Origin of the sequence: Serratia marcescens (assembly GCF_001902635.1) — a bacterium.
GTDB lineage: Bacteria > Pseudomonadota > Gammaproteobacteria > Enterobacterales > Enterobacteriaceae > Serratia > Serratia marcescens_F.
This window is the reverse complement of record NZ_MJAO01000011.1, coordinates 1-13003: the sequence shown is the minus strand read 5'-3', so window position 1 is coordinate 13003 and position 13003 is coordinate 1. Positions and strand designations below refer to the sequence as shown.

The 13003-nt window shown below is 57.4% G+C and carries 14 protein-coding genes; 6 read left to right on the top strand and 8 right to left on the bottom strand.

The genetic code is table 11. The annotated features are described in order from the left end of the window. The first annotated feature begins 29 nt into the window (after window positions 1-29). The gene (locus BHU62_RS12495; protein ID WP_073532423.1) at window positions 30-935 is read left to right on the top strand and encodes a LysR family transcriptional regulator; all 906 of its coding nucleotides are present in this window, start codon (window positions 30-32) and stop codon (window positions 933-935) included. On the opposite strand, the gene BHU62_RS12490 is transcribed toward BHU62_RS12495, so the two are convergent. Further along, window positions 930-1334, bottom strand: a complete 405-nt coding sequence (locus BHU62_RS12490; RefSeq protein WP_073532422.1) for an ASCH domain-containing protein — start codon at window positions 1332-1334, stop codon at window positions 930-932. The genes BHU62_RS12495 and BHU62_RS12490 overlap by 6 nt on opposite strands. A gap of 135 nt (window positions 1335-1469) precedes the next feature. Between BHU62_RS12490 and BHU62_RS12485 the strand changes: the two genes are divergently transcribed. Together BHU62_RS12485 and gorA are read left to right on the top strand one after the other, a co-directional pair. Beyond that, entirely contained in the window at window positions 1470-2312 is an 843-nt protein-coding gene (locus tag BHU62_RS12485) for a 23S rRNA (adenine(2030)-N(6))-methyltransferase RlmJ (protein ID WP_004931012.1), read from the top strand. Between the two features lie 129 nt (window positions 2313-2441). Further along, window positions 2442-3794, top strand: a complete 1353-nt coding sequence (gene gorA, locus BHU62_RS12480; RefSeq protein ID WP_073532302.1) for a glutathione-disulfide reductase — start codon at window positions 2442-2444, stop codon at window positions 3792-3794. A gap of 344 nt (window positions 3795-4138) precedes the next feature. On the opposite strand, the gene BHU62_RS12475 is transcribed toward gorA, so the two are convergent. The 4 genes from BHU62_RS12475 to BHU62_RS12460 form a co-directional block, all read right to left on the bottom strand. Further along, window positions 4139-5011 carry a glycoside hydrolase family 75 protein gene (locus BHU62_RS12475; RefSeq protein ID WP_073532301.1) on the bottom strand — a complete coding sequence of 291 codons (873 nt, stop codon included), beginning with the start codon at window positions 5009-5011 and terminating at the stop codon, window positions 4139-4141. A 428-nt stretch (window positions 5012-5439) separates the two neighbouring features. After that, entirely contained in the window at window positions 5440-6006 is a 567-nt protein-coding gene (locus tag BHU62_RS12470; RefSeq protein ID WP_073532300.1) for a DinB family protein, read from the bottom strand. A 69-nt stretch (window positions 6007-6075) separates the two neighbouring features. Beyond that, the gene (locus tag BHU62_RS12465; RefSeq protein WP_073532299.1) at window positions 6076-6927 is read right to left on the bottom strand and encodes a PhzF family phenazine biosynthesis protein; all 852 of its coding nucleotides are present in this window, start codon (window positions 6925-6927) and stop codon (window positions 6076-6078) included. Window positions 6928-6963: 36 nt separating this feature from the next. Beyond that, window positions 6964-7593, bottom strand: coding sequence for a LysE family translocator (locus tag BHU62_RS12460; protein WP_073532298.1), 630 nt, complete (start codon window positions 7591-7593; stop codon window positions 6964-6966). 137 nt (window positions 7594-7730) lie between these two features. On the opposite strand from BHU62_RS12460, the gene BHU62_RS12455 reads away from it, so the two are divergent. From BHU62_RS12455 to BHU62_RS12445, 3 genes are all read left to right on the top strand, one after another. Then, the gene (locus BHU62_RS12455; protein WP_073532297.1) at window positions 7731-9083 is read left to right on the top strand and encodes a PLP-dependent aminotransferase family protein; all 1353 of its coding nucleotides are present in this window, start codon (window positions 7731-7733) and stop codon (window positions 9081-9083) included. A gap of 161 nt (window positions 9084-9244) precedes the next feature. Beyond that, on the top strand, window positions 9245-9739 hold the full coding sequence (locus tag BHU62_RS12450; protein WP_073532296.1) for a molybdopterin-dependent oxidoreductase: 495 nt from the start codon (window positions 9245-9247) through the stop codon (window positions 9737-9739). Continuing rightward, window positions 9736-11520 carry a hybrid sensor histidine kinase/response regulator gene (locus BHU62_RS12445; protein WP_073532295.1) on the top strand — a complete coding sequence of 595 codons (1785 nt, stop codon included), beginning with the start codon at window positions 9736-9738 and terminating at the stop codon, window positions 11518-11520. Before BHU62_RS12450 ends, BHU62_RS12445 begins: the two co-directional genes overlap by 4 nt. Here the strand turns inward: BHU62_RS12445 and BHU62_RS12440 are convergent. From BHU62_RS12440 to BHU62_RS24975, 3 genes are all read right to left on the bottom strand, one after another. Then, complete coding sequence (locus tag BHU62_RS12440; protein WP_073532294.1) at window positions 11510-12361, bottom strand: helix-turn-helix domain-containing protein; 852 nt, start codon at window positions 12359-12361, stop codon at window positions 11510-11512. The two genes, BHU62_RS12445 and BHU62_RS12440, sit on opposite strands and share 11 nt — an antisense overlap. Before the next feature lie 95 nt (window positions 12362-12456). Then, window positions 12457-12618 carry a hypothetical protein gene (locus BHU62_RS25435; protein ID WP_236720671.1) on the bottom strand — a complete coding sequence of 54 codons (162 nt, stop codon included), beginning with the start codon at window positions 12616-12618 and terminating at the stop codon, window positions 12457-12459. A gap of 207 nt (window positions 12619-12825) precedes the next feature. Further along, the coding region (locus BHU62_RS24975) for an autotransporter outer membrane beta-barrel domain-containing protein (RefSeq protein WP_139282285.1) at window positions 12826-13003 on the bottom strand (178 nt) is incomplete at its 5' end.

The following is a 13003-nucleotide window of genomic DNA, read 5'->3' as shown; positions in this document are numbered from 1 at the left end:
AATTGATAGATTTAATTCGGGGAATAGTTATCAACAATTTAAAGCGGCTCGATCTCAATCTTTTGGTCACATTGGAAGCGTTGCTCAGCGAGCGCAGCGTGACGCGGGCGGCGGCGCGCCTCAATCTCAGCCAGCCTTCAGTCAGCATTCAGCTTGCCAAGCTGCGTGAGATCTACCGTGACCCGCTGCTGCTGCCGAACCCGCGCGGCATGCTGCCAACGGCGCGCGCGCTCGGCCTGTTGGCGCCGCTGCGCCAAACGCTGGCCGATGTGGGCCGCCTGGTCGCGCCGGAGCAGCCGTTTGATCCGCGGCAGGCGGAAGTCACCTGGCAGCTGGCCGCCGCCGATGCCGCTGAATACGCCATTTTGCTGCCGATGCTGCCCCGTCTGCGGCTGGCGGCGCCGAAATCCCGTCTGGCGATCCGCGAAGCGGCGCCCAAACGCATGAGCCGCGATTTGGCGGACGGGGTGATCGATCTCGGTTTTCTGAGCCGGGAAGAAGCGCCGGCGGAGCTGCGCCATCGGCCGCTGTTTCACGAGAACTACCTGCTGGTCGGCCGCCGGGATCACCCGCTGTTGCAACGGCCGCCCTCACTCGAACAGTTCTGCCGGCTTGAGTTTGTGATGGTTTCGCAAGACGGCGGCGGTTTTCGTACCCAGATCGATACGCTGCTGGCCGCACAGGGGTTAACCCGACGGGTCGTGATGTCGGTGCCGCACTTCCTGTTTATTCCCGCGTTGCTGGCGAAGTCCGATATGGTCGCCATGCTGCCTTCACGCATGCTGGGGGAACTGTTGGGGGAATTGCGCACCTGCGCGGCGCCGCTGGAGATGCCGGGTTACGACATGGTGATGGTATGGCATGAACGCTCCCATCTCGACCCGGCCCACAGCTGGCTGCGCGAGCAGGTGGTGGCCGCGCTGGGGCCGCTATAAAATCTCCACCAGCGCAAACTCTTCGAACACCAGCCACATATCCGCCGCAAAGGTGCCTTCGCGGGTGAAAAATTCCCGATGCCCCCGCCGCCAAAACGCCAGGCTTTTGTCGCCTTCCCCCTCTTTGGCCGCCATTTTGGCGGTGACCTGGTCATAGCGAATCAGGCGAAGCGTCAGGGTTCTGATCACGCAGGCCGGCTCGCCGCGGCCATCGAGAATGATGCTGTAATCGCCGAGCGCCGGCGTTTGATCCTGTTGATAGCTTGCATAAGAACAGCAGGTGGCGGTTTTATCCCCACTCAACACCAGCTGCAGCAATTCGTCAGCCAACTCGGGGCCGTCGCCGAACGCCCAGCGCGCCGCGTCGGAGTAATTCGCCAAAATAGCCAGTTTGCTCATCGTCATGCCCTTTCCTGTAAACGTCTGTGGCAACGGAGTTCAGTTTTTCCCAGCCAGACAGTTTATACTGTGCAGATTATAAGCCTTATTGAATCGAATGCTTCGCCTGCGGAGCACAAGGGATCGCCACCAGTCATGTTAAGTTATCGCCACAGTTTCCACGCCGGCAACCACGCCGACGTGCTCAAGCACACCGTTCAGAGCCTGATCATCGAGTCGCTGAAGGAAAAAGAGAAACCGTTCCTGTACCTGGATACCCACTCGGGTGCGGGCCGTTACCAGCTCAGCGGTGAACACGCCGAGCGCACCGGCGAATACCTGGAAGGCATCGGCTTGCTGTGGCAACGCGACGATCTGCCGGAAGAGCTGGCGGCCTACATGAGCGTAGTGCACAACTTCAATCGTTCCGGCACGCTGCGCTATTACCCCGGCTCGCCGCTGATCGCCCGCCAGCTGCTGCGCCCGCAGGACAAAATCCACCTGACCGAGCTGCATCCAAGCGACTACCCGCTGCTGCGCAGCGAGTTCCAGAAAGACGAGCGCGCCAAAGTGCAGCGCGCCGACGGCTACCAACAGCTGAAATCGCAGCTGCCGCCACTGTCGCGTCGCGGCCTGATCCTGATGGACCCGCCGTATGAAATGAAGACCGATTACCAGGACGTGGTCAAAGGCATTCAGGAAGGCTATAAACGCTTCGCCACCGGCACCTACGCGCTGTGGTACCCGGTGGTGATGCGCCAGCAGATCAAACGCATGTTGCGCGATCTGGAAGCCACCGGCATTCGCCGCATCCTGCAGATCGAACTGGCGGTGAAACCCGACAGCGATCAGCGCGGCATGACCGCCTCCGGCATGATCGTCATCAACCCGCCGTGGAAGCTGGAGCAGCAGATGAAAAACGTGCTGCCGTGGCTGCACAAGGTGCTGGTGCCGTCGGGCATCGGCCATCACCTGGTCAACTGGGTGGTGCCGGAATAATCCCACCGGGGCGCGGTTCGCCGCGCCCTGCGTCCGCCTATCGCAGCCATCGACGCAATCTTTGCGACAAACCCCGGTCAGGCGTTAAACTCTTACCCTCTTCAAATTCACAACTCATGGAAATCCCAGATGACGAAACATTACGATTATCTAGCAATTGGCGGCGGCAGCGGCGGTATCGCATCGATCAACCGGGCAGCCATGTACGGCCAAAAGTGTGCGCTGATTGAAGCCAAAGAGCTGGGCGGCACCTGTGTAAACGTGGGTTGTGTACCGAAAAAAGTCATGTGGCACGCGGCGCAGATCGCCGAGGCTATCCATCAGTACGGCCCTGACTACGGCTTCGACACTACCGTCAACGCCTTCGACTGGAAGAAGCTGGTTGCCAACCGCACCGCCTATATCGATCGCATCCACACTTCCTACGACAACGTGCTGGGCAAGAACAAGGTCGACGTGATCAAAGGCTTCGCGCGCTTCGTGGATGCGCACACGGTGGAAGTGAACGGCGAAACGATCACCGCCGACCACATCCTGATCGCCACCGGCGGCCGCCCGAGCCACCCGGCTATCCCGGGCGCGGAATACGGCATCGACTCCGACGGCTTCTTTGAGCTGGACGCTATGCCGAAGCGCATCGCCGTGGTGGGCGCCGGCTATATCGCCGTGGAGATCGCCGGGGTGCTGAACGCGCTGGGCGCAGAAACGCACCTGTTCGTGCGCAAGCACGCGCCGCTGCGCACCTTCGATCCGATGATCGTCGAAACCCTGGTGGAAGTGATGAACACCGAAGGACCGAGCCTGCACACCGAATCGGTGCCGAAAGCGATCGTCAAGAACGCCGACGGCAGCCTGACGCTGCAGTTGGAAAACGGTAAGGCATTCACCGTCGACTGCCTGATTTGGGCCATCGGCCGCGAACCGGCGACCGACAACCTGAACCTCGGCGTCACCGGCGTGAAAACCAACGAACATGGCTACATCGACGTCGATAAGTTCCAGAACACCAACGTCAAAGGCATCTACGCCGTGGGCGACAACACCGGCGCGGTAGAACTGACCCCGGTCGCCGTGGCCGCCGGCCGCCGCCTGTCCGAGCGCCTGTTCAACAACAAGCCGGACGAGCACCTGGACTACAGCAACATCGCCACCGTGGTGTTCAGCCACCCGCCGATCGGCACCGTCGGCCTGACCGAGCCGGAAGCCATCGAGAAGTTCGGCGCGGACAACGTGAAGGTGTACAAGTCGTCCTTCACCGCCATGTACAGCGCCGTGACGCAGCACCGCCAGCCGTGCCGCATGAAGCTGGTGTGCGTGGGTAAAGAAGAGAAGATCGTCGGCCTGCACGGCATCGGCTTCGGCATGGATGAAATCCTGCAGGGCTTCGCCGTGGCAGTGAAGATGGGCGCGACCAAGAAGGACTTCGACAACACCGTGGCGATCCACCCGACCGCGGCAGAAGAGTTCGTCACCATGCGCTGATATCTCCAGGCAGGTTGCCGTGATCACATTTCACGGCCCTAATCGGCGATCAACGGCCTGAGATATCAGGCCGTTATTCCTTCAGTGAAGAGGACTTCGTTTTCCGCCAGTTGAAATACTTCCGCAACCTCTCTTTTTAAGATCTGGGACATTTCTCCACAGCAGGGCCTCTTATTTTTTCGTTCTTACCGGGGATGATTTACTCATCTATACATATGGTGCCTGCTCGAGCGATTATTTATGCGCTCCTCGTAGAGGCATCCAGAGAAAACCCTACGTGTCTGTAGACGAATATTTTATCTTTAAATCACCTACTCTCCGGTCGTAAACTAAATACATGCCCCTCATTTTGAAATAAATTTAAACCCTTGACACGAGGTAATTGCATTGATGCCGCCGACTTTACTTAAACGCTCCTCTGCAATTTTTTCTATAGTCAGATTACTCACCGGCCATAGAGGTGTCATTCCGGTCTTGGGAAAAATCACAAAATAATAGTCACCATCAATATCTCCACCTCTAATCGGGTCCGGATTTTTTGCCCCTAAGTTTCGCGCAAGCTGCAAAGAGACCTCACCAAATGCTGTGGCACTCCCACCTACATCAGCAATGATAAATGCAGATGATTTTCCTGTTTTTTTATTAATGACATAACCGATATCCCCTACTCTCCCTGTCCCTTCTTTCAGGGAGAAACTGGTTTGACCCGGGAAGGTCCAGTATGGAACAACGTCTGAATTAACCCACTTGTTTTTATCGGTTTCATCAACAATTTTTGGGTCTTGCAACCTCGTTTTCGCTACAAGAAATCCTTTATACTCTCCAGACTGACGAACAAAGGCATCACCAGTAGACTTATCAACGACCAACACATTTTGCCACTTCATCCCTTTTATTTTGTATCCGGCGTTCGCCGGGCAGTCCAACCCTCTGTAATGATATTTTTCTTTAGATGGACATTTACCCTGTAATGCCTGGTGATCTTCATAACTGTATGCATTGGGTGCGCCATCAGCATTGATACCTAATGTATTCACTCTAAAAACATACGCCAACCCTGGTATCTCGTGTTTTTTTATCCCGTATACTTTACTATGCGCAACCTTGTTTTCTTTATAGTTTTGCTCATACTCAAACCAGTCAGCAAACTTGCATTCGGCAAAAGAATAATGAGTAAGAAAAATATATGAAAGCAAAAAACAGATACATTTCTTCATATGTCCCCCAGATTAGTTTTCAATCTAATAACAAGAAACCTATCAAATTAATTAAATCAGAATAACAAATTTCACGTTCTTTATGACTCAGCGACATATTTCAAGACACAAGAGAAAAAGGCTTCCCTTGGCTGTTTAATTTTACCGTACAGTATTGTTTTAAGCCAGCCTACAATGAGAATAAAAATCAGTCATACCACAAGAAATCAATAGCAATGTTAATATAACAATGAAATAAAATAACCACATCAGTGCATTATTTGAATGCCTCCATCCATACTCAGTAATTCTTTTATTTTTAATATGATAGTTATAAAAACGAGAGAGGCCTCCTCTCACGCGACCTCTGATCCAAGAAGGCTCTTCTACCTCAGCGTTAAGTTAAATAGTGGGAGCGATTTAACGCGGCCAAAAGTGCTGGCTATCATTTAACGCGCCTTGCGATAGTGATCGCGAAGAAATACCGGCAGATCGTTTGCCGGTGAGGGAAAGGGCACCTGATACAGCATATCGCCGACAAACCCTCGGTGATAGGTAGCATGGTTAACGACATGCAACACGATTTCCTGCCGCGTCATTCTGCCTTCGCCACCGTCGACAAACGCGAAATGCACCACCTGTGCCAGATCCCCAGGCAACCAGCTATCGACCAGTTCGATATACCAGCGATCCATTGCCTCCACCGCACACCGCAGAGAGTCAAGCGCAGGCGTTTGCTCGGTATTGCGCGCCAGGTAACCATGTTTTCGGCCTTGCAGATGGTGCCTGAAGATGTCGTCCACCACATACACATGATTCAAGGTATGCACCATATTGCCAAAGCGGGTCGGCCGCTGCCGTAATGCTTCACCGGGCGGCAAGGACATCACGGTGTCGAAGGTCAGCGCATTCGCCCACGCTTTGTAACGCACCAGCATTTTCAACGTATCGATGGCCGCCGTCGGCTGCGTAATATCAGCGTCGACGAGGTTATCGTTTTGTGGCACCACAGACATATTGTTCACTCCTTATCATCGGATGGAAATCGACATTCGGTTCAGCCGCACGCGATACGGCAGCGCGTTTTACGCCGTGCCAATCCCTTGCAGCCGCCCTTCTACCTGAGTGCGCGTGTCGCCGCCCACCCAAACCCGCCCGCTGCCGTCGCGGGTGACATACACGCGCCCGTTGCGCCCACGGCACCGGCCCTGAGCGGCGATATATCCACCGCCGACCACGCCGCAAGCGAACAACCACTGTGCCAATGAGGCATTGAGGCTGCCGGTGACCGGATCTTCAACGATAGCGCCAAGATGATCGCTCAAAAAAGCGCGAACCTCGAAGGCTGCGTCACCATCGGCATGTGGGCCGACGACGCCGATATCGACTCTGCGCGGCCAGCTTCTCGCCGGCGTCAGGGAAAGCACCCGTTCGGCGCTGGCCAGCCGGATCCCCAGCCACCCTGGGCCGTTATCGATCCAGGCGGCATCGAGCACCTCATCAGGCGTGATCCCCAAAAACCGCAGCGCGTCGGCCAACGCCTCTTCTGACGGCGCCCCGGAGCGAATCAACGGCGGCGCGGCAAAACACAGCCGTCCGGCCTCGCGACGAATGCTCACCAATCCTGCGCCGCACTCCTGGATGATCTCCACCTCGTTACGTGGCGCGCCGCCCACCGTGAGCCAGGCATGGCAGCTGCCCAGCGTCGGGTGCCCGGCAAACGGCATTTCACGATCCAACGTGAATATCCGTACCCGGTAATCTGCCTGGGGATGCGTCGGCGGCAGCAAAAAGGCCGTCTCCGACAGATTGAACCAACGCGTCAAACGCTGCATGTCTTCCGTCGACAACGCCCCAGCCCCCGTGATCACCGCCAACGGATTGCCGGTGAGTGGCTCGGCGCCAAAGACATCCACCATCTGCATGCCAAAAACCATCGCTTCTCTCCTCAGATTAACGCCGGACGTGCGTGGTCACCCCCGAGATATCAACAACTCCAGGCCCACACCAGCGAACAACAGCGCAAGCACTCCTTCAATCCAGCGCCTCACCCGGGTGTAAAACGCGATCATTGGTGCCGTTGAGAACAGCAGGGCATACCCCCCGAAAATCGTCACGCCTAGCAGCGCACAACCGCCGATCATCGCCGGTAAAATGCCTTCAGGCGCGCCTTGTCGCAAACCCAGCGACATGATCGCCATCCAAGACATGATGGCCTTGGGATTACCGAGATGCATCAGCACGCCCTGCCGGTACAACCTCCGATAAGATCGCGCACCATACCCTGCCGCTATGCCTGTCGATACGGGAAACGCCCGTAATGCGGATCGGCCGGCGCGCAGTGCCAGATACAGCATATACACACCGCCGATTATTTTGATGACCCATAGCGCTTGCGCATAAGTGGACAACACGGCAGCGAGACCGGTCGCCGTCAACAACGCCCAGCACAGCGATCCCGTCACCACCCCGGCGGCCAGCGCCAATGCGGGTGAGCGGCCGTCACGCATCGCAACGCCCATGATCGCCATGTTGCTGGGGCCCGGACTGGCGGTTGCGAGAAGGTACGCGCCATACACCAACGCAAGCTGACTGACATTCATGGAAAAACTCCGCTGCCCCACCTTATGGCCGAGCCGCTGTTGAAAACGCAGGAACCTCTCACCAACATAGTATGTGTTACACTTTTCACCTATTTAAATAGTGTCACGTGACACTATTCGTTTTTCGGAGCATCACTATGCGGCTTCAATCGCCCTGGCAACCTCGCCTGGCCAATGCAGAAATCACCACCGTCGAGCGGTTGGTGCTGGCGTTAAGCGAGGACATTATCGAGGGTAAACTGCAGGGCGGCGATCGTCTGCCGGCTCACCGTACGCTCGCCTGGCAATTGGAGATCGGTCTGGGAACGGTGACCAAAGCCTACGCTATCTTGGAAAGACGCGGGCTGGTACGCAGCGTGAAAGGCCGCGGGATGTTCGTGGCGATTCGCCACGCCCATGAAAAGCGTGAAATCGATCTTTCGTCCAATGCACCGCCGGCGATGCTGACCGACCGTTTTCTGGCACGCACACTGGCCTGCATTGCGCGGAAAATGGATGCGGATCATCTGAACCTCTATCCCCCGCCGACCGGGCATCTGGAACACCGGCGTTTGTTGGCCCGCTGGCTCGAAAACGCCGGCGTCACGATCGAACCGTCGCATCTGGCGCTGACCAGCAATGCCCGTCAGGCGATTTCACTGGCTTTTGACCTGGCCTGCGGGCCGCGCGGGACGATACTGACGGAGAGACTCACCTACCCCGGCGCGATCGCGCTGGCCCGGCGTAAAGGCTATCGCTTGCTCGGTGTCGACATCGATGCGGAAGGCATGGTGCCGCAAGCGCTGTCTAACACGCTCGAGCGTGCCGCCGCCGCCGGCCATACCGCAGTCTATCTGACTCCAACGCTGCATAACCCGACCACGGCCACCATGAGCACCGAACGCAGGCAGGCTATCGTCGAGATATGTCGACAGGCGGATGTCTGGATCATCGAAGATGGCGTGTACGCGCTGGGGCATTCAGCAGCGCCTGCGCTCGCGACGTTGGCACCCGAGCGGGTATTCCATGTCAATAGCCTGTCGAAAACGCTCGGCCCGGGGTTACGGATCGGTATGCTGACTCTGCCGCCCGGCATGCGAACATCGGCGGAAGAAGCCTTGCAAGATATACCTTTCGCGCCCTCGCCACTGTCTTGCGCGGTGGTGGAGGAGTGGCTGTCCAGCGGCGCGATCGAGGCGATACCGCAAGCGTTGCGCCATGAGGCTCAGCGAAGGGTGCATCTGGCTACATCGATATTCGATGCCGGCCAATGTGTATCGCATCCCGACGCTTATCATGTCTGGCTGCCGATGCCGCGCGAAACCGCCGAGCATGTGGCCGCCGCCGCCGCATTAGGCAACGTCAAAGTGACGCCGCCGGGCGCCGTGATGGTGGAGCGCAACGAACGTGCGACGGGCATTCGCCTGTGCCTGGGTTCACCCTCGCTGGACGCGCTAACGGCAGGCCTGACGCAGCTGGCACAGCTGTTGAAAGAACATCGGCGCGGCTGACAAATCGAAGGGAAAGGTTACGCGCACGGGCCGACGGGCTCCGGCCTGTTCTTTTTGTGCGGTTTACTATTCTCTTCGCACCCGCCTGCTTTTTCTGCCATTATTCTGCCTGATAAATTAGCGGGACTGATACAACCTCCCCGCGCCTCTGGAGAACACCGATGCTGTTCAAACTATGCAAAACCCTCGCGATGGCCTGCGTGGCCCTGATTATCGCCCAGAACAGCGCACTCAGCTTTACCCTGGAAGTGGCGGGCAAGATCGACAACGTGACCGATCCGGCCCATAAAAGCTATCTGTTCACCGATAAGCAACTGTTGGCGATGCCGGTGCACAGCATCACCACCTCTACCTCCTGGACGCCGCAAAGGAAGTTTGAAGGGATTTCGGTGGCGGACATTCTGGAGCGCGTCGGCGCCAAGGGCGAGACGCTGACGTTTTACGCGCTGAACGATTATTACATCGATGTCCCCCTGTCCGACGTCAAGAAGTACAACATGATCCTGGCCTACAAAATGGACGGGGAGATGCTGAAGCTCAGAAACTTCGGCCCGCTGTTCCTGGTTTATCCGCGCGACGCCGCCGGGCCTGAGCTGAATTCGCCGTTGTACAACTCGCGCTTTATCTGGCAAGTCGACAGGATCGTGATCAAATGAAGCTGACGACCTTTAAGAACGGCAGCAGGCTGGCGATCCCGGCCATCTTCGCCGCGCTGTTTTTGGTGGCTTCGACCATCACGCTCTATTACTACAGCGCTACCCTGTCGAAGAAAGGGTTGTATGCCATCGCCGGTACGCAGGAGAACTACTCCTGGTCGATCGCCAAGTTCTCCATCAAGCTGGCGGAGTTCGACACGCTGGTCGAGCAGCAAAGCCACGCCGCGCAGGTGGACAGCGACAACCTGCGCCTGCGGTTCGAAATCCTCTATTCGCGCTTTTACGTGCTGGAAACCGTCTCCGAATCCACCCAGCCGCTGTACGCCGAGCCGGATTATCCCGAAGTGGTCAAACAGATGCGGGTGCAGATGGATCGCATCGATAAGCTGCTGGACAGCCCGAACATCGACTTCAGCCAGGTTTCCGCGGCCATGAAGGCCATCAAGCCTTACGCCATAGAAATGGCCAACCTGACCGACCACGCCGAGGTGAAGCAGCGCACCGCCGCCTATGAGGACTACATCGAGAAACGGCACATCATTTTCTATGGGCTGGTGATCGTCATGTTCTCGGTGATCGCGCTGATCGCCATTACCCTGATCGTGTTCCGTCAGCAGCGGTTGACCATTCGCCAGCAGGCCAAAGCGATCGAGGCGGAGAAAGCGACCCGCACCAAGAACGCCTTCCTCGGCGCCATCGGCCATGAGCTGCGCACCTCATTGCAGAGCGTGATGTCGGCCATCGATGTGCTGGTGAACACCCGGGTGTCGGCAGAACATGCGGACACCTTCCAGCGGCTGGAGACCGCCGCGCAGCAAATCGAAAGCCAGATGAAGGATCTGACCGACTACGCGCACCTCGACAGCGGCATGATGGAACTGCGCATCGTGCCGTTCGACGCGCAAAAGCTGATCGCGGAAACCGCCAACGAGATCGCCACCCTGACCCGCAAAGAGCAGGTCAAGCTGAGCTGCGAAGTGGAATGCAGCCACCTGCTGGTGCACTCCGATCCGCTGCGCATCCGGCAGATTATCGTCAACCTGCTGACCAACGCCTACAAATACACCGAAAGCGGCAGCATTACGCTGCACAGCTGCCTGCGCCGGCAACCCGGCGGCAGTTCGTTGATTATCGAAGTGACCGATACCGGCATCGGCATCGAAAAAGACCAGCTCGATCAGATATTCAAACCCTTTACCCAGTTGGATCAGTCGCATACCAAGCAGTATGCCGGCGTGGGGATGGGGTTGGCGATCGTGCACGGCCTGGTGACGCTGCTCGACGGCACCATCACCGTATACAGCGAAATCAAGAAGGGCAGCACCTTTATCGTCAGCATTCCGGTGCAGATCAGTGAAGAAGAACGTGCCGACGAGCCCGCCGCCACCCATGCCCCGCTGCAGCAGAAGCCGCAGCAGGTTCTGGTGGTGGATGACAACAGGTCGGTGGGTGACGCCTTTGCGGCACTGCTGGACAAGCTGGGTTACCGGCACGAGCTGTGTGACTCGCCGGAACGCGCGTTGCAGAAGCTGCTCAGGCGCCCTTACGACGCGCTGTTGCTGGATCTGCAGATGCCGGGCATCGACGGCGCCGCCCTGGCCAAGCAGCTGCGCAACCGCCGCGGCCCCAACCGCCATGTGCCGATCATCGGCATCAGCGCCTACACGCCGGAGCAACTGACGGCGGATCAGCGCGCGCTGTTCGACAACTACCTGATGAAACCGGTCCGGCTGGATGCGCTGTCGAACGCGCTGGCCGAAGTGTTCCCCGCTAAAGATTAAAACAGCGTTGCAGTGCGGCTTCGATCACATGGAGCCGCACCGGTTTTTCATACGGGCCGAGCACGTCGTACTCGCGCATCGCCTGCGCGATCTCCGACTCGCGTCGGTCGGTGCCCAGTTCGCCGGTCAGCACCAGTACCGGCGCATCCGGGTTATCGGAGGCACGGATGGTGGCGATACAGCGATCCGCCGTTTCCTCACCGATCAGCCAGTCCACCACGTAACCGTCGAACAGGCTTTGCTGCAACGCCTGGCAGAAACTGTCGACGTCGTAAAACGCCACCGCGTTGAAACCGCAGCTGCCGAGATACTTGGCCAGTTCATCGGCCGCCTGATGCGAATCGTCCAATACCGCGATGCTTAGCCGTTCGTCGTCGCCGCAGCCGGGCCGGATTTCGATCAGATCGACGCCATAGCGCTGGCCTACCGGCGCCTCATCGGCGCGATAGATATGCCATTGCCCCTCCACGCGCAGCGCCGCAAATTCCGCCGGACGCCCGGCGGGCAGTTCGTCGCCAATGTGCCCGACGCAAGGCATCGCCACCCCTGCCACGAAAAAGATGGCATCGCGCGCCATGTTTGGTTCGGAAACCTCGTGTTCTGCACTTAAATCGGCGATCGCCGCCGGCGTTTCTCCCAAGGCGGCCGCGACGCTGTTGATCTGCTCCAGCGTCCAGGGGCTTTGTCCTTTCAGTTTGCGGTGCGCATGTGAAAAACTCAGATCCAAGATGCGGCTGAGTTCTCGGGCATGCTGACGTTTTCCAATACCGTAATGTAAAAACAGCTCCCTGACCCGATTGGCAATCGACTGTGAATCGAATTTTTGGTGATTGTTATTCATTTGTTCCTTCGATTTTTTTTACTGATTTATCAGTCGTTTTGATTATTTCTGATGAAAAAGCCACATCTAAAACTAGCATCTCATGCAATTATGCGTTAAAAACGTTGCTTGACATACCATGTTGCATCGTCAAACATGGTATCAAAAGAGACATACAGCAATACACTATAAAAAATAACACCAGCACGTTTTTTGATAATAACCATAATGACACCAGGGAAAATTTGTTCCGTTGCCGCTGCCGAGACGATGTCCACATCGCTCGGACTGCACAAGCAATACGGGGCTTGAGCCTTTAGCGCTAATCTGTTTTACCCACTTTCAAGCCGGGATCCGCAAGGGTCCCGGTTTTTTATTGCCCTGGTGCCGCGCCATGATACGTTTTCACCCCGCCGCCGTCACCGCCGCAAATAAAAACGGAGCCGGCATGCCGGCTCCGTTATCCTTGTGAAAACCGCTGAGCGTCAGAAGCGCCAGGTGAAACCGGCGTTGACGCTGTTGTCCTGATGGTGCTGCGACAGCAGCCCACCGTACCCCAGCGACAGCGTGGCGTTCTCGTTCACCGCCACTTCCGCCCCCGCCTTCAGCACCATGCCGTCGCGCGAGACCGGCACGCTGCTTACCACGAACGGCGCGTTGCCG